This window comes from Cupriavidus necator A5-1 (assembly GCF_000744095.1).
Lineage (GTDB): Bacteria > Pseudomonadota > Gammaproteobacteria > Burkholderiales > Burkholderiaceae > Cupriavidus > Cupriavidus necator_A.
In genome coordinates this window covers 2,969,729-2,993,275 of sequence record NZ_JQLI01000001.1, presented here as the reverse complement: position 1 = coordinate 2,993,275, position 23,547 = coordinate 2,969,729, and the positions used below count along the sequence as shown (strand labels likewise).

Genomic DNA, 23,547 nt, shown 5'->3' with positions numbered 1-23,547 from the left:
TTCATTGTCCTCCTGTGCTGGCGCCGGCTGCGGCCGTCGAGGATGCTGTCGTCGCGGACGGTTGCTGCTTTCTGCCGAACTTGTTGCTGATCACGACATAGAACATCGGAATCAGGAACGTTGCGACAAAGGTGGCGGTCAGCATCCCGCCTATCACCCCGGTGCCGATCGCGTTCTGGCTGGCCGAGCCTGCACCATTTGCCAGCGCAAGCGGCAGCACGCCGAGCACGAAGGCCATGGAGGTCATCACGATCGGCCGCATCCGCATGTGGGCCGCTTCGATTGCCGCCTGGAGGGCAGTCAGGCCCTGGGCGTGACGCTCGCGTGCAAACTCGACGACCAGAATCGCGTTCTTTGCCGACAGACCGATCGTCGTGAGTAAGCCAACCTGGAAGTACACGTCGTTGGACAAGCCCATCAATGACGTGGCACCGAGTGCGCCCAGGATGCCGAGCGGCACCACCATGATGACGGAAACCGGAATCGACCAGCTCTCATAGAGGGCGGCCAGGCTCAGGAACACCACCAGGATCGACAACCCGTACAGCAGGGGGGCCTGTGAACTCGACTGCTGCTGCTCCGCCGAGGTTCCGGTCCACTCGAAACCGATACCGGAGGGCAGTTGTTTCGCCAGCCGCTCCATGGCGAGCATTGCCTGCCCGGAGCTCTTGCCCGGTGCGGCCTGGCCCTGGATCTCCATGGCTTCGACGCCGTTGTAGCGCTGCAGGACAGGCGGACCGTATGTCCACGCAGACGTGGCGAACGCGGAAAAAGGCACCATCGTCCCGCCGCTGTTGCGCACATAGAGCAGATTGATGTCGTTGGGATTCATGCGATAAGGGGCATCGGCCTGCACATACACCTTCTTGATGCGTCCGTCGGTATCGAGGAAATTGTTGACATAGCGCGAGCCCCAGGCAGTCGAGAAGGTCTGGTCGACGTCGCTGAGGCTGACGCCGAGCGCGGCGGCTTTCTCGCGATCGATATTGACTTTGAACGTGGGGTTGTCCTGCTGCCCGTTGAAGTGAACCTGTGCCAGGTCCGGGTCCTGCTTTGCCAGCGCGAGGAGCTGGTCCCGGGCCTTGGCCAGCGCGTCATGACCCAGCCCGCCGCGGTCCTCGAGCTCGAAGTCAAAACCGGCGGCAACGCCCAGGCCTCGGATCGGCGGTGGGCTGACGGGGAAAATGACGGCATCCTTGTAGGAGGCATAGCGCTTGATGATGCGCTTGGAAAGGGCCTTGGCGGACAGGTCGGGACTGTTCCGCTGGCTCCAGTCCTTCAAGCGGACGAACAACTGGCCCTGGCTCTGACCGCGGCCGGCATTGTTGAATCCATTTACCATGAAGGTGGCGTCGACCATCGCCGCTTCATCCTTCAGCAGGTAATTGCTGACCTCGTCGAGTACCGCGCCGGTGCGCGCCTGCGTGGCGCCCGGCGGTGTCTGGACCTGCACGAACATGAAGCCCTGGTCCTCGTTCGGCAGGAACGACGTCGGAAGCTTGACAAACATGATGCCCACGGCAGCCACGATCGCCGCGTAGATGATCAGCCAGCGTCCGGAGCGGGCCGCCACGTGCCGTACCCCGTGCACATACTTGTCCCGGCCCTTGTCGAAGGTGCGGTTGAACCAGCCAAAGAATCCCTTCTTCTCGCCATGATCCTCGCGCGGTGGCTTCAGGAGCATGGCGCACAAGGCGGGCGTGAGCGAGAGCGCAACGAATACCGACAGCAGCATCGACGAAACGATCGTGAGCGAGAACTGGCGGTAGATCCCGCCGACCGTGCCGCTGGAGAACGCCACGGGCACGAATACCGCGCACAGCACCATCGCCACGCCGATCAGCGCACTGCTGATCTGTCCCATCGCCTTGCGGGTCGCCTCAAGCGGGGACAGTCCTTCCTCGTGCATCACGCGCTCGACGTTCTCCACCACCACGATGGCATCGTCCACCAGCAGGCCGATGGCCAGCACCAGGCCGAACATCGACAGCGTGTTGATGGTGAAGCCAAGCGCCGACATCACGCCGAACGTGCCCAGCAAGACCACCGGCACCGTGATCGAGGGGATCAGCGTGGCGCGGAAGCTTTGCAGGAACAGGTACATCACCAGGAACACCAGGACGATGCCTTCCAGCAGGGTCTTGACCACTTCTTCGATCGAGATCTTGACGAAGGGCGTGACGTCGTTCGGGTAGACCACCTTCAGCCCATGCGGGAAATACGGTTCCAGCTCCTTGATGCGTGCGCGTATCGCGGCGGCGGTGACCAGCGCGTTGCCGCCCGGCGCGAGCTGGATGCCAATGCCGGAGGCGGGCTGGCCGCTGTACTTGTTGTCGACATTGAAGCTTTCCGCACCGAGATTGATGCGGGCGACGTCACGCAATCTTACCTGCGAACCGTCGGGCAGCACCTTGAGCAATACCTTGCCGAAATCCTCGCTCGTGCGCAGCAGCGTCGCTTCAGTGATCGTTGCGCTCAGCTGCTGGTTCTGCACGGCCGGCGTTCCGCCGAGCTGCCCGCCGGAGATCTGCACGTTCTGGCTTTGCAGCGCCGCAGTGACGTCATTCGGGGTGAGGGCGTAGCTATTGAGCTTGTTCGGGTCGAGCCAGATCCGCATCGCGTACTGCGTACCGAACACGTTCATGTTGCCGACACCATTGATCCGGCTGATCGGATCCTGGACATTGGAGACAACGTAGTTGGCGATGTCGAACTTGTTCATGCTGTTGTCAGCCGACACAAAGCCGATCACCATCAGGAACGCGTTGGTGGATTTGGTGACGCGGACGCCGGACTGCTGAACCTGGGCCGGCAGCAATGGCACGGCCAGCTGCAGCTTGTTCTGCACCTGCACCTGGGCAATGTTGGGGTCGGTGCCGCTGGCGAACGTGAGCGTCGTGGTTGACTGGCCGGTATCGTCGCTGGTCGAAGACATATAGAGCAGGTTATCGATCCCGCTCATCTGCTGTTCGATCACCTGGACAACTGTGTTTTGCACGGTCGTCGCGGAAGCCCCCGGATACGTGGTGCTGATCTGGACCGAGGGCGGCGCCACTGGCGGAAACTGCTCGATCGGCAGAGACTGGATGGCCAATCCTCCCGCAAGCATGATGAGGAGGGAGAGGACGATCGCGAAGATGGGGCGATCGATGAAAAATCGTGCCATGTCGAAGTCCGCCCTTATCTTGCCTGCGCAAGCACAGGAGTCTGGCGCGTTGCAGCCGTGCCGCCGGTGTCTGCTTCTGCCGCGGCCTGCGCCGTCTGGCCTTGCGCTTCGACTGCCTGCACCAGCATCCCGGGCTGCACTTTCTGGCCGCCGGCCACGATGATCCGTTCGCCATCGTTCAGGCCGCCGGTGACAATCCATTTGTCGCCGGACGTGCTTTGCGCCTGTATCGTGCGTTGGACGACCTTGTTGTCTGGGCCGACAACAAGCGCGGTTGCCTGCCCCTGCGGGTTATGACCGACGCCAGGGACAGGCACCAGGAACGCGTTGTCATTCACGCCTTGCTCGAGGCGGGCGCGCACGAACATGCCGGGGAGCAGGATATTCTTCGGATTCGGGAATATCGCGCGCACCGTCACCGAGCCGGTGGCCGGATCGACCGTAATGCCGCTGAATTCGAGCTTTCCGGTCAGCGGGTACTGCGTACCGTCCTCCAGCGTGAGCGTCACCCTGGCCTGGTCCAGGCCGTGCAGTTTTACCTGTCCGCTGGCGACGTCGCGTCGAAGCTGCAAACCGGCGACGCTTGCCTGGTTGAGGTCGACGTAGATCGGATCGATCTGCTGGATCGTGGTCAGCAGCGTGGCCGCGCTGCCTTGCACATAGGCACCCTGGGTGACCTGCGAAACGCCGCTGCGACCGGCAATCGGCGATACGACATCGGTATATCCCAGGTTGAGCCTTGCCATCTCGACTGCGGCCTTGCCGGCGGCGACATCGGCGGCGGCCTGCTTCTGGGCAGCGACCGCGTTGTCGTAAGCCTGGTTGCTGATGGCGTTGCCGGTAATGAGGACCTTGTAGCGATCCGCCTGCGCGGTCGTCATGGCCAGGTTCGCTTCCGCCTTTTGCAACGTCGCTTCCGCGCTGTTCAGGGCGGCGCGATATTGTGCGGGATCGATCTGGTACAGCGTCTGGTTCGCCTTGACGTCCGCGCCTTCCTCGAAGCTGCGCTTTTGCACGATGCCGTCAACACGAGCACGAACCTGCGCAATGAGGTAGGCGGAGGTGCGGCCCGGGAGTTCCACGGAGACCGGAACGCTGGAGCGCCTGACGGTGACCACTGTGACTTCCGGGGTCGGTGGCTTTGAACTCGCCTGCCTGGCGGGGCCGCAACCAGCGAGCGCAAGGACTGCCAGCGTGACGGCCAGGCAGGCACCGTGCCGATGTGTTGTTTGCGAGTACATAGGTCCAACCCCAATAGTTATGTGACGAGCGGCAGTGGCACTTTGCATGGCCTCGAATTAAGGCCGGATTGGCGGTTCATTAACTATTGTTAATGTCCGAAGGAGTGGGGGATGACGAGGGGAATGACGAATCTGTAATCGAATCGACAGCGTTCGACGCCCCCGCAATCGCTAGAATCCACGCCGTCCTGAAAAATGGGAGACGGACATGAATGAATGGACTTCGGCAGGACCTTCGATACTTGCAGCATTCATGGCCTCCATGGTCGAGTTCGTGGAGGCGCTCACCATCGTGCTGGCGGTTGGCGCCGTCCGCGGCTGGCGCTCGGCGCTGCTGGGGACTGCAGCCTCGCTGGCCGCCCTGACGCTATTGGTCATAGGAGCAGGCCCCGCGCTCGCCAGGATTCCGCTGCCGGTGGCCCAACTGGTCGTCGGTACGCTGTTGCTGCTGTTCGGCATGCGCTGGTTGCGCAAGGCGGTGCTGCGGGCGGCAGGCATCTTGCCGATGCACGATGAAGCACAGGCGTTCGCCAGGGAAACCGAAGCCTTGCGCCGGCAAGCCGGACCATCCGGCAGGGCGATCGATGCGGTGGCGTTCGCGACCGCCTTCAAGATCGTGATGCTGGAAGGGATTGAGGTGGTGTTCATCGTCATTGCGATTGGTGCGGGCGGCCGCATGATCCTCCCTGCGTCGATTGGTGCTGGCCTTGCGTTACTGCTGGTGGTGGCGCTCGGCTTCTGGCTGCATCGGCCGCTGGCCAGGGTTCCGGAGAATGCCCTCAAGTTTGGCGTCGGAGTCATGCTCGCCGCATTCGGCACCTTCTGGGTGGGCGAGGGCATCGGCCTGTCGTGGCCGGGCGAAGACTGGGCGATCCTTGCGCTGATCGGCGTCTTCGTCGTCGTTGCGCTGGGTATGGTTCATCTCTGCAGGCATCTGCGTAAGACGTCCCCCGCGCTGCCAAAAACAGCGGCCAGCGATCCTCCGCCCGCTCACGGCCGTCTCGCGAAGGTAGCCGAGGAAATTCTGGGACTTTTCGTGGACGACGGCTGGCTGGCCATCGGCGTGGTGGCCTGGGTGATGGCTGCGTGGGAGATTGGGGCATTGCATGCCGTCGCTGCCGAGAGGGCGGGGCCGCTGTTCGCGGTGGGACTGACGGCGTTGCTGGCGGCTAGTGCGGTCCGGCGTGCGCGCGCCTGAGGAACTTGCATTCCTTGCGGCGGCATGGCCGATGCGGCGCATCGGACCTTGCCCGGCCTGACGATCGATTCCTGCGGCCAGTGGTGGGGCCGTCCCTGACGCGGTGTGCGCAGGCGCGGTTCAGAAGCCCATCGGATACCCATCCTTGCGATGGTCCGACGCCGCCGCGTAGCCATGGTCCAGCCGCATCGCCAGTTGGGCGCCGCCGAACTCCATGCTGTCCGGCGCCGCCACTTCCACCGGGTGTCCCATCGCGCGCAGCGCCTCGACGGTGGCCGGGGGGCATTGCGCTTCCAGGGCCACGCCATGGTTGTCGTCCATCACCCGCCAGCGCGGCGCGTCGCAGGCCGCTTGCGGGTTCTGGCCGAAGTCGGCCAGGCGGCTGGTCATCTGCACGTGGCCTTGCGCCTGCATCGAACCGCCCATCACGCCGAAGGCGGCGAGCGGATTGCCGCCCCGCATCAGGAAACCCGGAATGATGGTGTGGAACGGCCGCTTGCCGGGGGCCACCTGGTTCGGATGGCCAGGCTGCAGCGTGAAACCCCAGCCGCGGTTATGCAGCGCGATGCCGGTGCCGGGCACCACCACACCCGAGCCGAAGCCCTTGAAGTTGGACTGGATAAACGACACCATCATGCCGCTGCGGTCGGCCACCGTCATGTAGACGGTGCCGCCGCTATGCGGCTTGCCTGGGCCCGGCCGCGAGGCCCGCTCCGGATCGATGGCGCGGGCGCGTGCCGCCAGGTAGGCCGGGTCGAGCAGGTCGGCCGCGGTGATACCGGTGGTGGCGGCCATCGCGTCGGCATCGCCGACATAGGCCTGGAGGTCGGCGAAGGCGAGCTTCATCGCCTCGATCTGCAAGTGCGTGGCGCGCGCCGAGTCCACGCCGGCGCCCGCGATATCCCAATGTTCCAGCATGCCCAGCGCCATCAATGCGCCGATGCCCTGGCCGTTCGGCCCGATCTCGACCAGTTCGACATCGCGATAGGCCATGCGGATCGGGTCCACCCAATTGGGGCGGTGGGCGGCCAGGTCGGCCTCGTCGAGGCGGCCGCCGGTGGCGCGCGCATGCGCGGCGATCTTGCTGGCCAGTTCACCATGGTAGAAATCGTCGCCCCCGCTGCGCGCGATGCGGGCCAGGGTCTCGGCCTGGCCGGGGCAGGTAAAGCGTTCGCCGGGCAGCGGCGCGCGGCCGCGCGGCGCGAAAGCCTCGGCAAAACCCGGCTGCCCGCGCAGCACGTCGATCTGCGCCTGCCATTGCCGGTGCACGGTCGGCGACACCACGAAACCGTTGCGCGCATATTCCAGTGCTGGTTCGAACAGGTCTTCGAACGGCAAGGAGCCGAACCTCTCCCAGGTGGCGCGCCAGCCCGAGACCGCGCCGGGCACGGTCACGCTGTCCCAGCCCGTGAACGGCATCGCCGCATGGTGCGAGAAGGAGTCCGGCGTCCAGGCGCGCGGCGCCCGCCCCGACGCATTGAGCCCATGCAGCGTCTCGCCGTCCCAGATCAGCGCGAACGCATCGCCGCCGATGCCGTTCATGCAAGGTTCGACCACCGTCAGCGCGATCGCTGTAGCAAGCGCCGCGTCGACGGCATTGCCCCCGCGCGCCAGCATGCGCAGCCCCGCCGCCGCCGCGAGCGGCTGGGAGGTTGCGACCACGTTGTCGGCCAGCACCGGTACGCGTTTTGAGCGATAGGGGAAGTTCCAGAATGCGTTCATGTCGTTGGGAAAGGAATCAATGGGGAGCGGCGGCAAGCGCCACTCTTGCAGGGAGAGAGCAAAAAAAGAGGCCGGTCGGCCGCGTCAGTCGATCTTGACCTTGGCGGCCTGCGCGACCTTGTTCCACGTGCGCATTTCCTCGGCGATCATGCGGCCAAACTCGTCGGCGGGCGTGTACTTGACCTCAACCCCCTGCGCGCCCAGTTGCTGCGCAAATTCGGGCATCGCCACGGCGGCCCTGGCGGCTGCGGCCAGCTTCTTCACGACCGCCGGCGGCGTGCCCTTGGGCGCGACCAGGCCGAACAGGTTGTTGGCACGGAAGTCCTGAATACCGGCCTCGCCCATGGTCTGCGTCTCCGGCAGCGAACTCACGCGCTTTTCGGAGGCCACCCCCAGCAACCGGAGCTTGCCGGATTTCACGTGAGGCATTGCCGAGGGAATGCTGTCGAACATCATCGCCGCCCGGCCTGCCATCAGGTCCGGCATGGCGAAGGAGCTGCCCTTGTACGGCACATGCACCACGTCGACACCGGTGCGCAGCCGGAACAGCTCGGACTCCAGGTGCGACAGCGTGCCCGCGCCTTGCGAAGCGAAGTTGTACTTGCCGGGCTCGGCCTTCAGGTACTTGATCAGCTCCGGCACCGTGTGCACCGGCAGCGAGGCCGGCACGACCAGGATATGGGGCACGTTGCCGATGCCGGCGATGGGCACAAAGTCCTTGGCCAGGCTCACGGGCTGGCTGGAATAGGTGGCCGCGGCAATGGCGGCGTTGGTCACCGCCGCCAGGTAGAGCGTGTAGCCGTCCGGCGCCGCCTTGGCCGCATACGACATGCCGATCGCGCCGCCCGCGCCGGGCCGGTTATCGACCACCACGGGCTGATGCAGCTCCTGCGACAGGCGTTGGCCGACCGCGCGGGCCAGCACATCGGTGGCGCCTGCGGGCGGAAACGACAGCACGAGCTGGATCGGACGATCAGGATAGTCCGCCAACGCGGCGGGTGCGGCCATGGCGGCCGCAACGCCCAGCGCGGCAAGCAGGCCGGCGCGCAATGGAACGGAAACGGGCGAGCCCGTCAGGAGGGTGCGGACCTGCGCTATCGTGGTGCGCACAAGCGGAAGCGACTGCGTGAACATGATCGGGATGGCTCCGTGATGGCGCGCCTGCACCGTGGCGATGCGACGGCGTGCCGGGGGTTGCGGGACATCTGGCGTGCGGCCGCTTGTGGCGCGGCTCTGTACGCCTGTCATGCCGGGCCCGCGGGATTGCCGCGGGCAACGCTGTTTGGGATTGCCAGATTCTAGGCACGGTCCGTGCGTTTCGGGATGCGGATCGGCGATGGCGCCATGCGAAAATGGAATAGCCATGCCGTCCCAGCCCTCTAATGGAAGCCACGCAATGCAACTGAAATGGATTGAGGACCTGCTCGTGCTGCAGCGCACGCGCAGCTTTTCGCGCGGAGCCGAACTGCGCCACGTGACCCAGTCGGCGCTGTCGCGCCGCATTCGCTCATTGGAAGAGTGGGCAGGCGCGGAGCTGGTGGATCGCAATATCTATCCGCTGGCGCTGACGCGTGCCGGCACCGCCTTCTGCGACGCCGCCGGCGAAGCGCTGGCGCTGCTGCTGATAGCCCGCTCGGCGGTGCTGCGCGAGACCACCATGCCCGGCCGGGCCATTGAAATTGCGGCGGGCCACACCCTGTCGCTGACCTTCCTGCCCGCCTGGCTCAAGCAGTGCCGCAAGCAGTTCGGCGCCTTCAACGCGCGTGTGGTTGCCGCCAATGTGGTGGATGCCGTGGTGGCATTGTCCGAGGGAAGCTGCGACCTGATGCTGGGCTACAACCATCCGCGGGTGCCGGTCTCGCTCGACGCGGAACGGTTTCGCTGCCTCAGCGTGGGCGCCGACCTGCTGGTCCCGGTATCCGTGCCGACCTCGCGTGGCGGGCCGCTTTTCCGGCTCGATGGCAACCCGGCCAAGCCCATTCCCTTCCTTGCCTATACCGCCAGCACTACGCTGGGCCGCGTGCTCGACGGCATTCTCGAGGCGGGGCAGGCGCACCGCAAGCTGCTGCGATGCTACGAGGCGGACATGGCGATGCTGCTGCTGAAGATGGCCAGCGAAGGGCAGGGGGTTGCCTGGCTGCCACAAAGCACCGTGGCGGATGCGCTCGCGGCTGGAACCCTGGTGCGGGCCGGCAACGACAGCTGGTGCTCGGAGCTGGAGATCTGCGCCTATCGGCCCGCGCAAAGCGGCAATCCCACCCTGCACGCGCTGTGGCGGATGCTCGAGGGCGACCCGGTCCTGCCTGCCGCGATCCGCGCCGTTGATACGCCCGTGGACCCGTGACGGGGCCGGGTCTTATATCAGCTTCGCACGCACGCGCGCCGAGAACTGGTCGAGCAGGAACACCACGATAAAGATCGCAATCAGGATGGTCGCAACATGGCCGTACTGGAACATGTCGAAGCGGCCCTTGAGTTCCTGCCCGATGCCGCCGGCGCCGACCAGCCCGATCACCGTTGCCATGCGCACGTTGCGGTCCAGGATGTAGAGGGTGTAGGCCGTGTATTGCGGCAGCACCTGCGGCAGTACGCCATACCAGAGCGTCTTAAGCTTGCCCGCGCCAATGGCTTCCAATGCCTCCTGGGGCTTGTTGTCGGCATTCTCGATATCCTCGGCGTAGAACTTGCCGAGAAAGCCCGCCGCATGCAGGCTCAGCGCCAGCACCCCGGCGATCGGGCCGAAGCCATAGGCCAGCACCAGGAACAACGCGACGATCAGTTCCGGCGCCGAGCGCAACAAGCTGATCGCGCCGCGCGCGAGCGTGTAGGTGAACCGCTTCGGCGTGTAGTTGCGCGCGGCCAGCCAGGCCAGCGGCATCGACACCAGCACCGACAGCAAGGTGCCCCAGAGGGCGATCTCGACGGTCTGCACCATCTTCACGAATACGGTCCACAAATAGCCGGCTGGCCTGACCAGGTACTCGATGCGCTCCAGCTTCGTTTCCCATTGCAGGGATGCCGGGTTCAGGTGCTGCTCGCGGTTCTCCTGGACTTCGATATGGGAGAACATCGGCAGGTGCTGGCGATCGAGCCCGGGCAGGCGCGCCACTTCTTCCCGTTCGCCCAGCGCCGGTGGCCACATCGACTGGGCGACCCGCCCCAGGCCGCGCACCACCTGCGACTCGGGGCTCAGCCCAAGCAGGTTGCCCACGGCCTGGCCCGTCATGGCGAGCATGCGGTCCATTTCGGTTCGCTGGCCGGTGTAGAGCAGCGCCGCCAGCAAAGCGAGCGCGATCAGCAGATGGCGGGCGGTGTAAGGCGGATCGAGTTTCCAGCCGGCTTGGGCGCCGGGCATTGGCATCAGGGCAGGTTTGTTCATCGTGGTGTCTTTCCAGCGTCCATCAAGCGGCAATCGGCAGCGAGGCCGCGGGCCCGGAGGCCGCGTCTTCCCAGCTCACGTCCCCATACAAGCGCTCGACCACCTCGTCGGTGAAGTCGGCAGGGGTCCCGTCGAATACGATGCGGCCGCCGCGCATGCCGACGATGCGGTCGCCGAACTCGCGCGCCAGCTCAAGCTGGTGCAGGCTGCACAGCACCGCGCTGTTGCGCGCACGCGCGGCGTCCCGGATCAGGGTCAGGATGTCGCGCGAAATGCGCGGGTCAAGGCTGGCGACCGGTTCGTCGGCCAGGATCACTTCGGGATCGAGCATAAAGGCGCGCGCGATGCCTACGCGCTGCTGTTGCCCGCCCGAGAGTTCGCCGGCGCGGCGGCGCAAGTGCGCCGGGTCCAGGCCCACGCCGGCAAGCAGCGCGCACGCACGCGCGCGATGTTCGGGGGCGAACCAGCCCAGCAGTGCGCGCCCCGTCGATACCGCCGGCAACAGGCCGGCCAGCACGTTGCGCGCCACGCTCATGCGCGCGGTCAGGTTGAAATGCTGATGAATCATGGCAATGCGGCGACGCAGCTGGCGCTCGGTGGCGCGGGTCAGCTCGATGCCGTCGATAGCCACGCGCCCGGTGCTCGGCCGCATCAGGCCATTGACAGCACGCAGCAGCGTCGATTTGCCCGCCCCCGAGGGGCCGAGCACCACGCAGAATTGTCCGCGCGGCACCGACAGGCCGATGTCCGACAAGGCCGCCGTACCGTCTGGCCAGACCTTAGACACACTATGGAAATGAATCATGGGAGACTGCTTGGAGGAATAGGAGAGGCGGCATGGCGCCGCCATGGGCAGGGGGCCGGCATGCGCAAACGGTACGCACTCGGTACGCAGACAGTACTTAGCGCGCGCTTGCCTTCCTGATGATGTCGGTCTTGACCTGGTCGGTCACCAGGTCGAACATCTTGCCCGCGGCCGCCATGTCGGTTTCGCTCACCTTTGAGGTATAGCCGTCGACCTTGCTGCCGCCATAGCCGCGGATCTGGTCTTTGGTGATGCCGGGCAGCTTGTTGATGTTGTTGAAAGCGTCGCGCAGCCTCGCCTTGACGCCGTCGCTCAGTTTTGGATGCATGGCCAGCGGCGGGTAGGGGATCGGCGCGCTCTTCGCCACCACCTTGATCCTAGCGGGGTCGATGGCATTCGCGTTGGCCGCTTTCTCGAAGGAGTCGAACGAAGCACCACCCGCATCGACCAGGCCCTCGGCCAGCGCCTTGAGCACATTGGCGTGGCTGCCGGCCATGCTGATCGCGGCAGCGTCGCTGGCCGGCCGGATACCGGACGACAGCATCATCGCCACGGGCACATTGAAGCTCGACGTCGAGTTGACATCGCCCAGCGCGATCTTCTTGCCTCTCAGGTCACTGATCCGCGAGATGCCGGCATCGGCGCGGGCGAAGATGCCCGAGTAGTACACCGACTGGCCGTCGCGCACGGCGAGCGCGAGCAGTTCCGCGCAGCCGCGGGCGCGGGCCTGCAGGTAGCTGGCCGGGCCATACCAGGCGATATCGGCGGCGCCATTGCACATCGCCTCGACCACGGCGCCGTAGCTCTGTCCGATCTTGATATCGAATTTCAGTCCCGTGGCCTGGCTGATGGCGCCGAAGATGGGCTCGAAATCTTTCTTCGTGCCGTCCTCGGTGCCACCGTCGGCCGGAATCAGAACGACGCGCAACGGGCTGGCGGCGCTGCCATCGTGCTGCGCCTGGGCGAACACGGTCGCGCTGCCGGACAGGCCGGCGCACGCCAACGCTACTGCCGTGATGGTACGGATGCAAAATCTGCGGTCCATGGTGATAGATCCTCCCCTCTCGGTGGTATAGCCGCCGCCGATGGCGGCGAATGGGCAAGCGGCCTGCACCAAGGCAGGCCGCCCGCTCAATAGTCAAAAATCAGTAAGCGCCGGAAATCACGCGGCGGGCATGGCCATGGCCGGATCACTGACGCTGTCCTTGCCGGTTTCAAGACGGCCGGCAAAGCGCCGCAGGTAGCTCGCGTCGTCCGCGCGCACGACGCTGAAGTCGTACCAGCGCGCGCTCCTTTCCAGCGACCAGCGCTCTTCCACGACCTCGCCGCCCGCGGGTACGGTCAGCGTCCACGGGCCATCGTTCCGGTACGCGTTGGACTGTACCGTGACGGTGCACGCGGCGTTGCCGGTGTTGCGCATATGCAGGTACAACTGGCCGTTCTTCGGGTCGTAGCAGACCTGGCACTCCGGCTGCGCGCCGCTGGCAGCCGCGGTGCCGGTGAAATGGCGGACGAAGCCGTTCGGCCCAAGCACCCACAGGTCGTACTTGCCGTTGTCTGCGACGATGTCCCACGCGTCCGACAAGGTCTTGTCCGCTTCCACGGTGTAGCGTCGCGGGATGCGGTCCAGGTGCAGCTTGTCGTAGACATGGAACACCGCCCCCTGCGCGCCGCTGTTGGCGAACAGCAGGGTCACGCTGCGGCCCGCGCTGTCGACGCGCGCGCTGGTGTGCAGCTCGTAGGGCAGAGCGCGCGAGAAGCGGGTGCCGATTTCCTGGAGCAGCGGCTGCGGCGTGGCGGGCGGCGTCGGCGCCGGCATGGTCTTTTGCTGGGCTTCGATGATCGCGTAGTCGCTGGTATCGGGTAGTGCGGGGAATTTCGGGTCGTTAGGCGTGGCGAAATCGAAGGCCGAGGTGAGATCGCCGCTGACCGCGCGGTGCCAGGGGCTGATGGCGGGAATGGTGATGCCGAAGCGCTGCTCGAGGAACCGGCCCACCGACGTGTGATCGAAGGTCTGCGAATTGACCCAGCCGCCCTTGCTCCATGGCGATACCACGTACATCGGCACGCGCGGTCCCAGTCCCCACGGGCGCAGGTTGCCGCTGATGGTGTCCTGGGGATGCAGGTACTTGCGTGCCGGGTCCGAGAAATACTCGCCTTCCAGCGGCAGCGTCGACTTGCCGGCGAGCGTGCCGTCCAGGTTGTAGGAGGGTACGGCCGGCGGCGGCAGGTGATCGAACAGCCCGTCGTTCTCGTCGAAGGTCTGGAAGAACACGGTCTTGCTCCAGACGTCCGGGTTCGACGTCAGTGCGTTCAGCACCTGGGCGGTGAAGTTGCCGCCGTGCTGCGGGCTTGACGGCGCGCCCGGGTGTTCGGACTGCAGCTTGGTCGGCAGCACCCACACTACCTCGGGCAGCGTGCCGTTCATCACGTCGCGCTGCAGGTCCTCGATGGTCCACAGGCTCATGCCTTCCTTGTACAGCGGCGACTCCGGCGGCGCCGTGCGGAACGAATCGAAGGCCAGGCCTCCGTGCATCGCGCCAGTCCAGTTGTCGTTCGGATTCTGGTAGATGCGCCAGCTGATGCCGGCCTTTTGCAGGACATCGGGAATCGTCGGCCAACGGAAGGACGAGCCGGCATAGGTGTAGCCCGGCGTCGGCAGCGCGCCCGTGATCCAGCAGCGCAGGTTGTTCGGCTCGGAGTCTGTATCGGTGCAGTTGACGCCGCTCTTGCCGAGTTCCGGGTTGAAGTTGGAACCCGAGAAGAAGACGATGCGGTTGGGATCCGTGCCGGTGGTGATGGAGCAGTGGTAGGCGTCGCAGATGGTGAAGGCTTCGGCCAGCGCGAACTGGAAGGGGATGTCGTCGCGCTTGTAGTAGCCCATCGAGTAGGGCTTCTTGTACTTGGGCCACATGCCGAACTTGCCCTGGTTCCAGGCCGCCTGCGCATCGGAGAACGAGTGCGGCGTGCTCGGGACCAGCAGTGCGTTCATGGTCTGCTTGTCCAGGTGGAACGGCGGGATCTCCTTCGTGCCATCCGACTGATACCAGACGGGTTTGCCGCTTTCGAGCGGGATCGGGAAGCGGTCGCCGAAGCCTCGCACGCCCTTCATCGTGCCGAAGTAGTGATTGAAGGCACGGTTTTCCTGCATGAGGATGACGATGTGCTTGACGTCCTTGATGGTGCCCGTCTCTACAGCGGCGGGCACGGCAAGCGCGCGGCGGATGCTCGGCGGCAGCACCGTGAGCGCGGCGGCGGCACTCATGGCCTGGGTGGCGGTGCGGAGGAAATTGCGTCTGTCGTTGGATTGCATGTGGCTGACCTGTGGGCGATGGCGTGGGGAGGAGATCAACAGAGGCTCAGGGGGCGCAGCGCAGCGTGTCCGCCGGCTTTTTTTGCTCGTTCGCTTGTGCCGATGAAAGTTGCTGTGACGTTGCCGTGGATGCGGAGTCTTCTCCGCCGCCGCAGCCGGCAAGCGCCGAGCTCAGTACAACGCCAGCCAGTACAGCGAGACATCTCGTTCGCAGGGTGTTCATGGAGGTTCCGTGTCACGTGGTGGGGGATGGGGCAACACGGATGCTAGAAGACCTACATGACAATCCAATGAATATTGCTCAATAAAAAAAATATGTAGAATGAGCGTTGCTCAAAATAATCGAACGCAAAGATGACAGATATCAGGCGGTTCCCCTCTGGCCAACGTGCGACCGACGAGGCTCCCATCCCGCGGGCGGCGCTGCCGCCCTGGCGCGCGCCGGCATGGCGCTACATCGTCGACCTGGACGGCACGCTGATCCGCAACGGCGCCCCCATGCCGGGCGCGGTCGCATTGCTCGAGGCGTTGCAGGGCCGCTATGCCATCGTGTCCAACAACTCGACCGACACGGCGGCCGGCATGTCGCGCAAGCTGCGCCGCATGGGCCTGGCCGTTGCGCCGGAGCAACTCGTGCTTGCCGGCGAAATGACTGTGAACTGGCTGCGCCGCACCTCCCCCGAGGCGAGGGTGCTGTTGCTGGGCAGCCCGGCATTGCGCCGCTATGCGAAGCGGATCGGTTGCCAACTGGTGGAACAGGGCGCTGACGTGGTGCTGCTGGCGCGCGATCCCGACTTCAACTACGGCAAGCTGGCGCTGGCGGCGAACGTGCTGCGCGCCGGCGCCAGGCTGCTGGTCACCAATCCCGATCTCAGCCATCCCGGCGACAACGGCACCTGCGTGCCGGAAACCGGTGCGCTGCTCGCCGCGCTGACAGCCTGTGCCGGCGTGCATCCCGAGTGCATCATCGGCAAGCCCGCCGATGCGCTGTTTCACGAAGGACTGCGGCGGTTGCAGGCGAGCCCGGCGCAGGCGCTGATGATCGGCGACAATCCGGCAACCGATGCCGCGGGCGCGGTCGCGATGGGCATGTCATATCTGCTCCTTGGCACCGGCTCCGGGGCGGAGGCGGAGACCCCGGCTCAGTTGCTTGACACATGGTGTGCCGGCCGCACGGCCCTGCACGCCAGGCTCAATAGCGTTTGAGCGACAGCACGTCGAAGGTGTGGCGGATCGTCTTGACCGCGCGGTCGTAGTCAGTCAGCGCCAGGCAGGCGATCAGCACATCGATGATCGCCAGTTGTGCCAGCCGGCTGGTCATTGCCTCCGTGCGAAAGTGGGTCTCGCGCGCCATCGTCAGCAGCACCACATCGGAGAAGGCCTGGATTGGCGATTTACCGAAGTTGGTGATGCAGATGGTGTGCGCGCCGGCCTCCTTCGCCAGTCGCGTCGCCGTCACGGTTTCATACGTGCTTCCGGAATGCGAGATGGTCAGCACCGCGACATCCGGCCCCGTCAAGGCCGCGCTGATCACCTGCACGTGCGAATCGATCACCGCCTTGACGTTAAGGCCGATGCGCAGCATGCGGTAATGCGCATCCTCGGCGATGGTGGCCGCGCTGCCGATGCCGTAGATCTCGATGCGCTTGGCCTTCTTCAGGATATGAACCGCGCGCTGCAGCGCGGCCACATCCAGGGTCGACTGGGTATCGTGCAGGGTCTGCACATTGCTCTGGAAAATCTTGCGCACGACTGCCGCCGCATCGTCCTTCGGTTCCAGGTCTTCGTGGATCATCTGGACCGGCTGCACGATCTCCTGCGCCAGCACGATCTTCAACTGCTGGAAGCCGGTGGCGCCGAGCGTCTTGCACAGCCCGACCACGCTGCCTTCACTGGCGCCGGTGCGCTCGGCCACTTCGCTGACGGACATATGGACCACTTCCTCCGGATGGCCAGCAATGAAGTCGGCAATGCGCTGGCCGGTGGCACCCAGCGTGTCGCGGATGCTGTCGATGCGCGCCACGATGGCGCTCAGCGTGGCTTGCTGCGGGCTCGGGGCGGCCTTGCTCGGGGCGGTCTTTCCCGGGAGTTTCTTCTTCGCTGGCATGGATGGTTTCCGTCGCGCGTCCGGCGCTGCGGACACATGGCCGCCATTGTAGAAGACTTCCGCGTACGATCCTTGCCGCGCCCGTGTCACCAGCCATGGAAGCGCTCCCATAGCGCCAGTTCACCGCCTGCGGCGAGCGCCCGGTATTCGGGGAACTGCGCGCCGGTCGCGCACGCATGGTTGGGAAGGATGCGCAGCCGCGTGCCAACCGGAAAGCGCCCGGCGATGTCAGCATCGGGCACGCCTTCGCGCGACACGATGCCGTGCTCCTGGTTGGCGCCGCTCAGCACATAGCCCGGCAACACCGTGCCGTCGATCGTGCAGACCTGCCCATAGGCAAAGTCCCGCTTCTGCTTCTGGGTGCCGCGATCGCGGCTCATCGCCATCCACCCGGCGTCGACAATGGCCCAGCCCTTGTCGGTCTGGTGGCCGATCACCGTCGTCAGTACGCTGAGCGCGATGTCATCGGTGGTACAGACGCCCACGTTGCTCATCACCAGGTCAAACAGAACATAGACGCCGGCCCGCACCTCGGTGACGCCATCGAGCCGCGCGGCGGAAAGCGCCGTCGGGGTCGAGCCGACGCTAACCACCGGGCAAGGCAGGTGCGCCGCCCGCAGACGCTCGGCCGCATGTACGCAGCCGGCACGTTCTTGCTCGGCCATGGCGCTCAGGGCCTCAGGGGTGTCAAGCTCATAGCTCGAGCCAGCGTGGGTCAACACGCCACCCAGGCGCATGCCCCGATCATGCAGGGCGTGGCCGACGTCCAGCAGCGCGGGGTCCTCGGGCTGGATGCCGGAGCGGTGGCCGTCCGTGTCGATCTCGATCAGGACCTCGAAGACTTCTCCGTTCGCTCGGCCGAATTCTGCAATCGCGTCAGCACTGTCCACGCTGTCGGTGAGGAGCTTCAGGTCGCAGCCTCGCCGGCGCAAAGCCAGCGCCTGGGGAAGCCGGTGCGCGGCCATGCCAACGGCATAGAGGATGTCCGTGACGCCCTCGGCAAAAAAATATTCGGCTTCCTTAAGCGTGGACACCGTGATGCCATTTGCGCCGGCGGCGAGCTGGGCACGCACGACCGGCGTGCACTTGGATGTCTTGACGTGGGGGCGGAAGCGCACGCCGAGCGCATTCATGCGCTGCTGCATCCGATCGATGTTGTGCTGCATGCGCGTCACGTCGATGACGGCTGCGGGTGTATCGAGGGTGTCGAGGGTAGAGTGCATGGCGAACCGAAGGGGCAATGGTTGGGGAGCGGTCAGCTCAGCAGGCGGATGTGCGGCGTCCACTCTGTCATGGCGTCCAGCGGGACGACTGGGCGGGGCAGCCGCCGGAAGTCGAAGCGCGACAAGACGGGCGAGGTCAGGCCCGGGGCGTCGACGCTGAAGATCTGTTCGGGGGCGAAGAACTCGTCGAAGGCAGCGCGGAAATGGCCGCGCGATTTCACCACCACCGTGCGTGCCGCTGCGATATCGATGCCGAACATCTCAAAGAACATGGGCTCGTGGCATTGATGGCGGTTGGTGATCACCACGACCTGCACGCCTCCCACTCGCAGCAGGGCCGACGGGCCCAGGTTAAAGCTGCATCCGGCCAGTTGCCCCCGGCGTCCAACGCCTTGCCCCGAATGCAGCCGAAGTACCGTGGCGGGCGCGCTGAAGGCTTCGGAATAGGCGGTGCTTTCGCCGCGATTGAAGTGGGCGGTGAATTCAGTGCCCACGCCGAGGGCATGGGCCTGTGCGCTGAGTTCGGGATCCGTGACCACACCCAGCACGGCATCGCGCACGCCTGCGCGCAATAGCGCCCTCAGCAGAAAAGGGGTATTGCCGCGTCCGCCGCCGCCGGGGTTGTCTGCCACATCGGCCAGCAATACGGGCGGCAGCGCGTGGTCCTCGCCGGCGGCCTTGGCCAGCGCGATCGCCTCGTCAAGCGACGTCAACTCGGGCGTGAAGGCTGCGCGCCCAAGCCAGGCCGGCGTCACCAGCGCCTGGGCGGTCTCCCGGGCGAACCCGGCATCGCCGCGGGTCGAGACAATCACCGTCAAGCCGTTCTTGGGCGTATCGCCGAAGGCAAAGCCGCCGACCACCGAGATATTGACGATGCGCGGGTCGTCCAGCGCTTCCGCATGCTGGATCATGTCGGCGTAAGGCCCGGTGCCGGGCGCGGTCAGCAACTGGGTCGGCGGCGCACAAACCGGCATGCGCACATGCGCGACGCAGAAGCGCGCGCCGTGCATCAGTTCCATGAGTATCTCAGCCGCCTCCGTGCCGCGTTCCGCCATGTCGGTATGCGGATTGCGGCGATAGGAAACAAGCGTGTCGACCGCGTCGACCATGCGATCGGACACATTGGCATGCAGGTCGACTGTGGCGACGACCGGCACCGACGGTCCCACGATGGACCTCACCAGCTCGAAGACCAGGCCATCGGGATCATCCTCTTCGGTGGTGATGGCGGCACCGTGCTCGCAGATGTAGACGGCATCCAGTGGCAAGGCGGCGCGCAGTTCCCGTTCGAAGACAGCGAGCGTCTCAAGGAAGAAGGCGTGATCGACGGGGCCGCCCGATTCTGCATTGGCCAAGAGAATCGGCACCGGCGTCCACGGGCCGCTGGCATCCATGCGGCGGACAAAGGCCGGGATCTCCGGCGTCATCGCGGGCGCGGCAGCGCGGGCATCGGCCAGCAGCGCACTGCCGGCAAGGTAAGCCCGGCCCACGAAGTCGGCGCGCGTGGACACTGGAGCAAAACGGTTCGATTCGATGGCAAAGCCGAGAATCGCAATGCGGGGATTGGACATGGTCGACGGAATGCTCAGTTCTGCTTGGGGATCTTCGCGGTTTCGACGAGCTCGGCCCACTTCTTCTGCTCGCTGGCGATAAAGCGGATGAAGTCTTCGCGGCTGCCCGTGGCCGCGACGGCGTTGGCATTGGACAGGTCCTGGCGCAAGCTGTCGGACTTCAGCACCTTTTCCAGCGCGGTGCCAACCTTATCGACGATCGGCTGCGGCGTGCCCTTGGGAAACACCAGGCCTCCCCACGAGACGTTTTCATAGCCCTTCAGGCCGGACTCATTCAGCGTCGGCACGTTGGGATACAGCGCAACGCGTTCGCGGCTGGTGATCGCCAGCGCGCGCAGCTTGCCGCTCTTGACCAGTGGCCATGCCACCGATGCATTGGTAATGGTGTAGTCGAGCCGGCCGCCGGCGAGGTCGGTCAGCGACGCCGGGTCGCCGTTGTACGGAATGAACAGCACGTCGATGCCAGCCATCTTCTTGAGCAATTCGCCGCCCATATGGCCGCTGCTGCCGGTGCCCGCAGCCGCGTACGAAAGCTTGCCCGGTGATTTCCTGGCGAGCGCAATCAACTCGCCGACGTTCTTGACCGGGGAATCGGCTCGGACGACCAGCAGGTTGTAGATGGAGAACATGCGGCCCACGGGCACGAAGTCTTGTCGCACATCATAGGGAAGCCTGTTGAACAGCGCAGGGTTGATAGCCAGCGTGTTGATGTTGCCGTAGCCCATCGTGTACCCGTCCGGCGCAGCGCGCTTGACCTGTGCCATGCCGATATTGCCGGCGGCACCTGGGCGATTGTCGACGACAAAGTTGGCGTGGGTTTCCCTGGCGAGGTGCGTCAGCACGATTCGGGTCAATACGTCGGCCGATCCGCCGGCAGCGGAGGCAACGATGACGGTCACCGGCTTTTGCGGCCAGGCGTTGTCCGCGGCGCGGGCAGAGGAGGTGAAACTACAGGCGGCAATCAGTGCGAGAGCCGTGAAGGCAGTGGTGGGGCGCATGAAACCAACTCCGGACAAAAAGGAAGGAATGGAGGTCCTTGACCGTCCGGAAGCGCATCACTGGCGTGCCGCGGGCAAGGCGCCGAAGCCGCGCAGCGGCTGCGGTGACATCGTGAAAAGTAAGCGGCTCCTACATAGTGCGAACATCGATTAAAGCGTTACCACGACCACGGGATGCTGGAACCCACGCCGGTCGCGCCAGCCCGCTGATGGAGCAGGCGTGCGACGGTCAGGTCCTGCAGGGCAAGGCCGGTCATGTCGAATACCGTGATGTCGGTCGGTTGCCGGTCCACGCGCGCCTTTCCTGTCAGCAGATCGCCCAGTTCGATACACGGCGTATCGGGAGCCCACTGGGTTTCACCGATCTGGCGTGCTTGTGCCTGGTCGTCGACGAACAGGCGCACCCGCTCCAGCAAGCCCTGGGGCAGCTCGCGCTTGCCTTTGGTGTCTGCGCCGACGCAATTCAGGTGCGTTCCCGGTTGCACCGACTGCGGTTCGAACAAGGCGCCGCCGCCTGGCGTTGCGGTGATCACGATGTCGCTCTCCGACACGGCGGTATTGCAGTCGCGCGCCGGCGAGATCTCGCAACGGTGCGCGAACTGCGCCTCAAAAGCAGCGTCGCGCTTGCCGTCCACCGTGACATAGCGGACCTGGACAAGCGCTGGCAACAACCGCAGCGCGAAGCTGAGCTGCACGCGCGCCTGCACACCGGTGCCGAACAGGCACAAGCGGGTACTGTCCGCCGGTGCGAGCTGCCGCAGCCCCAGGCCACCCGCGGCGCCTGTGCGCATGGTCGTGACCGCATTGCCGTCCAGGAGGCAGACGGGCCGCCCGGTAGCGGGATCGATCAGCATGATGGTGGCCTGGTGCGGCTCGCCGCCAAGCTGACGGTTGTTCGGCCAGAATCCCGCGGCCTTGAAGCCCAGCAAGCCTTGTGCCTGCACGTCCCCCGACTTGATGCCGAAGACGCCGCCGGTTACCAGGGGCTCCCGCACTACCGGGAATACGCGGCCCTCACCGTCGCTATGCAGCACGAAGGCCTCGCGCACGGCTTCCAGGACGTCGTCAGGCAGTAGCAAGGCCTGCACTTCGTTCTTGTCGAGCAGCAGCAGGCGGGCGTCACTTGGCATCGCTGTACACCGTTGCTCGCGATACGCCCAGGTGCATTGCGACGATCTCCATCGCCCGGCGCACCTCCATGCAGCCCGATTCCTTGAGCTCGCGTATCAGCGCGCGCCGCTCGGTCGCCTTCAGCGAACGGGGCGTCGTCGCAAGCCGCGCCGCATACTGGTCGATGCGTTCCCGGATGGCATCGGCGCCGAGCGGATCGAGCGATTCGCTGACGCCCGCGGCAGCGCCGACATTGCCAAACTGGCCCAGCATGCTCTGCAAGCCACGGAACAGGGTCAGGTCCACATTCAGGCACAGGGCCGCGATGTATTTCCCGCTGGAATCCTTGATGCCGATGGACGTGCTCTTGGCCTGGCGGCCATCGGCGAACTGGTTCGCATAGTTGGCGATGACTTGCTGGTATTGCGGATCGGCGATGCGGGCCAGGCCGAGTTCCGTAGCGGGCTCGCCAGGCTGGCGACCCGAAAGATTGTTATGGATCGCCAGGATGGCGTGCCCGGGATCGAGGAGGTCATGGACAACGACCTCGCAAAACGGCGCCAGGGTCTCGCCGAGGCCCTGCGCCACTTGCTTGAGTTGATCGAGCAGCGCTTGCTGCTCCTTGGTTCGATTCGTCATGTGGATAGATTATCCAGAACTAGACGATTCGTCAAGGAGGAAAATCCAGCGTGTCATGGCGCTCGTTTGCGCCCGTCGCCAGTCCAGTCAGATGTTGGACGAGCGGATCATGTCGATCAGTTGCCGCAGGCCGGGCAGCGTCTGCCGGCGGCTGGGGTAATACATCACCATTGGCGGACCGGCGACCGCCCATTTCGGCAGGACCACTTCAAGGCGGCCCGCGGCGATGTCGTCGGCCACGCGCCGTTCGAGGCAGTACGCGAGCCCGACGCCGTTCAGCGCGGCATCGACGGCAGTGTCCGTCTCGTTGGCGCTTACCGGGCCAGGTACGTCGAGTTCGAGTGCGCGGCTTCCGTTGCCCAGCTCCCACCGATACAGCGAGTTGTCGCCGATGCGTATGCGGATGCACTTGTGGCGCATCAGGTCGTCCGGCTTCGTCGGCCGCCCACACCGCACCAGGTATGCGGGAGACCCCACGATCACCCAGCGCAACGGTGGCGTCAGCGGCACGGCGATCATGTCGCCTGCGACCGTGTCGCCGTAGCGGATGCCGGCGTCGTAGCCGTCGGCAACGATGTCGATCAGGCGATCGTCGACGGTGATGTCGATCTGGATCTCCGGGTACGCCTCGATGAATGCCGGCAGGATTGGGCCGATCAGTAGGCGGGACGCGTCGCGCGGCACGTTGATACGCAGGCGGCCGACCGGCGAAGTGCGGTAGCGATCGAGCTGATCGATGGCCGTGCCGATGGTCTCAAAGCCCTTGTCGAGCTGTTCCGCCAGTGCGCTGCCGGCCGCGGTCGGCACCACCGAGCGACTGGTGCGATTGAGCAGCTTCACACCCAGCCGCGCTTCGAGATTGCGCATGGCGTGGCTTAGCGCCGAGGTCGACACCCCCAGCTCGACGGCCGCTTGCCGGAAGCTGCGGCGGCGGCAGATGGTGACGAACACATTGAGATCGGCAAGCTCGGTGCGGGTGAAGGCGGGCATGGCAGACAGGTAGCGCGGCTTGCCTCAATGGCTCATTGAATTCAGCTCAACGATATATGAGCTAGATTGTACGCGCTTCGGCATA

The 23,547-nt window shown here is 65.4% G+C and carries 18 protein-coding genes; 3 read left to right on the top strand and 15 right to left on the bottom strand.

All coding sequences use genetic code 11. The features are described 5' to 3' along the window. Position 1: 1 nt before the first annotated feature. Together K307_RS13250 and K307_RS13245 are read right to left on the bottom strand one after the other, a co-directional pair. Positions 2–3,166: an efflux RND transporter permease subunit gene (locus tag K307_RS13250; RefSeq protein WP_051974860.1), complete on the bottom strand. Its 3,165-nt coding sequence runs from the start codon at positions 3,164–3,166 to the stop codon at positions 2–4. A 14-nt stretch (positions 3,167–3,180) separates the two neighbouring features. Continuing rightward, positions 3,181–4,407 carry an efflux RND transporter periplasmic adaptor subunit gene (locus K307_RS13245; RefSeq protein ID WP_051974859.1) on the bottom strand — a complete coding sequence of 409 codons (1,227 nt, stop codon included), beginning with the start codon at positions 4,405–4,407 and terminating at the stop codon, positions 3,181–3,183. A gap of 253 nt (positions 4,408–4,660) precedes the next feature. On the opposite strand from K307_RS13245, the gene K307_RS13240 reads away from it, so the two are divergent. Further along, the gene (locus K307_RS13240; RefSeq protein WP_051974858.1) at positions 4,661–5,605 is read left to right on the top strand and encodes a COG4280 domain-containing protein; all 945 of its coding nucleotides are present in this window, start codon (positions 4,661–4,663) and stop codon (positions 5,603–5,605) included. Positions 5,606–5,725: 120 nt separating this feature from the next. On the opposite strand, the gene K307_RS13235 is transcribed toward K307_RS13240, so the two are convergent. Both K307_RS13235 and K307_RS13230 read right to left on the bottom strand, forming a co-directional pair. Continuing rightward, complete coding sequence (locus K307_RS13235) at positions 5,726–7,327, bottom strand: gamma-glutamyltransferase family protein (protein ID WP_042881970.1); 1,602 nt, start codon at positions 7,325–7,327, stop codon at positions 5,726–5,728. Between the two features lie 84 nt (positions 7,328–7,411). Then, on the bottom strand, positions 7,412–8,461 hold the full coding sequence (locus K307_RS13230; protein ID WP_063771702.1) for a Bug family tripartite tricarboxylate transporter substrate binding protein: 1,050 nt from the start codon (positions 8,459–8,461) through the stop codon (positions 7,412–7,414). A 262-nt stretch (positions 8,462–8,723) separates the two neighbouring features. Here K307_RS13230 and K307_RS13225 point away from each other — a divergent pair, with 262 nt between their 5' ends. Beyond that, positions 8,724–9,671: a LysR substrate-binding domain-containing protein gene (locus K307_RS13225; RefSeq protein ID WP_042878775.1), complete on the top strand. Its 948-nt coding sequence runs from the start codon at positions 8,724–8,726 to the stop codon at positions 9,669–9,671. A gap of 12 nt (positions 9,672–9,683) precedes the next feature. On the opposite strand, the gene phnE is transcribed toward K307_RS13225, so the two are convergent. The 4 genes from phnE to K307_RS13205 form a co-directional block, all read right to left on the bottom strand. Beyond that, positions 9,684–10,706, bottom strand: a complete 1,023-nt coding sequence (gene phnE, locus K307_RS13220) for a phosphonate ABC transporter, permease protein PhnE (RefSeq protein ID WP_042878774.1) — start codon at positions 10,704–10,706, stop codon at positions 9,684–9,686. A gap of 22 nt (positions 10,707–10,728) precedes the next feature. Continuing rightward, on the bottom strand, positions 10,729–11,511 hold the full coding sequence (phnC, locus tag K307_RS13215) for a phosphonate ABC transporter ATP-binding protein (RefSeq protein ID WP_042878773.1): 783 nt from the start codon (positions 11,509–11,511) through the stop codon (positions 10,729–10,731). A 97-nt stretch (positions 11,512–11,608) separates the two neighbouring features. Next, positions 11,609–12,556 carry a phosphate/phosphite/phosphonate ABC transporter substrate-binding protein gene (locus K307_RS13210; RefSeq protein ID WP_042878771.1) on the bottom strand — a complete coding sequence of 316 codons (948 nt, stop codon included), beginning with the start codon at positions 12,554–12,556 and terminating at the stop codon, positions 11,609–11,611. Positions 12,557–12,673: 117 nt separating this feature from the next. Continuing rightward, positions 12,674–14,824 carry a phosphocholine-specific phospholipase C gene (locus K307_RS13205; protein WP_042878769.1) on the bottom strand — a complete coding sequence of 717 codons (2,151 nt, stop codon included), beginning with the start codon at positions 14,822–14,824 and terminating at the stop codon, positions 12,674–12,676. A gap of 354 nt (positions 14,825–15,178) precedes the next feature. Between K307_RS13205 and K307_RS13200 the strand changes: the two genes are divergently transcribed. Continuing rightward, complete coding sequence (locus K307_RS13200) at positions 15,179–16,030, top strand: HAD-IIA family hydrolase (protein WP_080745015.1); 852 nt, start codon at positions 15,179–15,181, stop codon at positions 16,028–16,030. Here K307_RS13200 and K307_RS13195 read toward each other — a convergent pair. From K307_RS13195 to K307_RS13165, 7 genes are all read right to left on the bottom strand, one after another. Next, entirely contained in the window at positions 16,017–16,850 is an 834-nt protein-coding gene (locus K307_RS13195) for a MurR/RpiR family transcriptional regulator (RefSeq protein WP_042881964.1), read from the bottom strand. The two genes, K307_RS13200 and K307_RS13195, sit on opposite strands and share 14 nt — an antisense overlap. Before the next feature lie 167 nt (positions 16,851–17,017). Next, the gene (locus K307_RS13190; protein WP_042878767.1) at positions 17,018–18,154 is read right to left on the bottom strand and encodes a DSD1 family PLP-dependent enzyme; all 1,137 of its coding nucleotides are present in this window, start codon (positions 18,152–18,154) and stop codon (positions 17,018–17,020) included. Between the two features lie 32 nt (positions 18,155–18,186). Next, positions 18,187–19,725 carry a M81 family metallopeptidase gene (locus K307_RS13185; RefSeq protein ID WP_042878766.1) on the bottom strand — a complete coding sequence of 513 codons (1,539 nt, stop codon included), beginning with the start codon at positions 19,723–19,725 and terminating at the stop codon, positions 18,187–18,189. Positions 19,726–19,739: 14 nt separating this feature from the next. Next, positions 19,740–20,723, bottom strand: coding sequence for a Bug family tripartite tricarboxylate transporter substrate binding protein (locus K307_RS13180; RefSeq protein ID WP_042878764.1), 984 nt, complete (start codon positions 20,721–20,723; stop codon positions 19,740–19,742). Positions 20,724–20,881: 158 nt separating this feature from the next. Next, on the bottom strand, positions 20,882–21,853 hold the full coding sequence (locus tag K307_RS13175; RefSeq protein ID WP_042878763.1) for an ornithine cyclodeaminase family protein: 972 nt from the start codon (positions 21,851–21,853) through the stop codon (positions 20,882–20,884). Continuing rightward, positions 21,843–22,472, bottom strand: a complete 630-nt coding sequence (locus K307_RS13170; protein WP_042878762.1) for a helix-turn-helix transcriptional regulator — start codon at positions 22,470–22,472, stop codon at positions 21,843–21,845. Before K307_RS13170 ends, K307_RS13175 begins: the two co-directional genes overlap by 11 nt. A gap of 87 nt (positions 22,473–22,559) precedes the next feature. After that, positions 22,560–23,462 (bottom strand): LysR family transcriptional regulator, encoded by a 903-nt coding sequence (locus K307_RS13165; protein WP_042878761.1) that lies wholly within the window; start codon positions 23,460–23,462, stop codon positions 22,560–22,562. Between the last annotated feature and the right edge of the window lie 85 nt (positions 23,463–23,547).

Bases quoted from the DNA above. Each gene is read 5' to 3' on its own strand.
- K307_RS13190 (WP_042878767.1), bottom strand. From the start codon at position 18,154: ATGCACTCTACCCTCGACACCCTCGATACACCCGCAGCCGTCATCGAC.
- K307_RS13230 (WP_063771702.1), bottom strand. From the start codon at position 8,461: ATGTTCACGCAGTCGCTTCCGCTTGTGCGCACCACGATAGCGCAGGTC.
- phnE (WP_042878774.1), bottom strand. From the start codon at position 10,706: ATGAACAAACCTGCCCTGATGCCAATGCCCGGCGCCCAAGCCGGCTGG.
- K307_RS13170 (WP_042878762.1), bottom strand. From the start codon at position 22,472: ATGACGAATCGAACCAAGGAGCAGCAAGCGCTGCTCGATCAACTCAAG.
- K307_RS13250 (WP_051974860.1), bottom strand. From the start codon at position 3,166: ATGGCACGATTTTTCATCGATCGCCCCATCTTCGCGATCGTCCTCTCC.
- K307_RS13235 (WP_042881970.1), bottom strand. From the start codon at position 7,327: ATGAACGCATTCTGGAACTTCCCCTATCGCTCAAAACGCGTACCGGTG.
- K307_RS13180 (WP_042878764.1), bottom strand. From the start codon at position 20,723: ATGCGCCCCACCACTGCCTTCACGGCTCTCGCACTGATTGCCGCCTGT.
- K307_RS13205 (WP_042878769.1), bottom strand. From the start codon at position 14,824: ATGCAATCCAACGACAGACGCAATTTCCTCCGCACCGCCACCCAGGCC.
- K307_RS13210 (WP_042878771.1), bottom strand. From the start codon at position 12,556: ATGGACCGCAGATTTTGCATCCGTACCATCACGGCAGTAGCGTTGGCG.
- K307_RS13175 (WP_042878763.1), bottom strand. From the start codon at position 21,853: ATGCCAAGTGACGCCCGCCTGCTGCTGCTCGACAAGAACGAAGTGCAG.
- K307_RS13165 (WP_042878761.1), bottom strand. From the start codon at position 23,462: ATGCCCGCCTTCACCCGCACCGAGCTTGCCGATCTCAATGTGTTCGTC.
- K307_RS13200 (WP_080745015.1), top strand. From the start codon at position 15,179: ATGACAGATATCAGGCGGTTCCCCTCTGGCCAACGTGCGACCGACGAG.
- K307_RS13245 (WP_051974859.1), bottom strand. From the start codon at position 4,407: ATGTACTCGCAAACAACACATCGGCACGGTGCCTGCCTGGCCGTCACG.
- K307_RS13240 (WP_051974858.1), top strand. From the start codon at position 4,661: ATGGCCTCCATGGTCGAGTTCGTGGAGGCGCTCACCATCGTGCTGGCG.
- K307_RS13185 (WP_042878766.1), bottom strand. From the start codon at position 19,725: ATGTCCAATCCCCGCATTGCGATTCTCGGCTTTGCCATCGAATCGAAC.
- K307_RS13225 (WP_042878775.1), top strand. From the start codon at position 8,724: ATGCAACTGAAATGGATTGAGGACCTGCTCGTGCTGCAGCGCACGCGC.
- phnC (WP_042878773.1), bottom strand. From the start codon at position 11,511: ATGATTCATTTCCATAGTGTGTCTAAGGTCTGGCCAGACGGTACGGCG.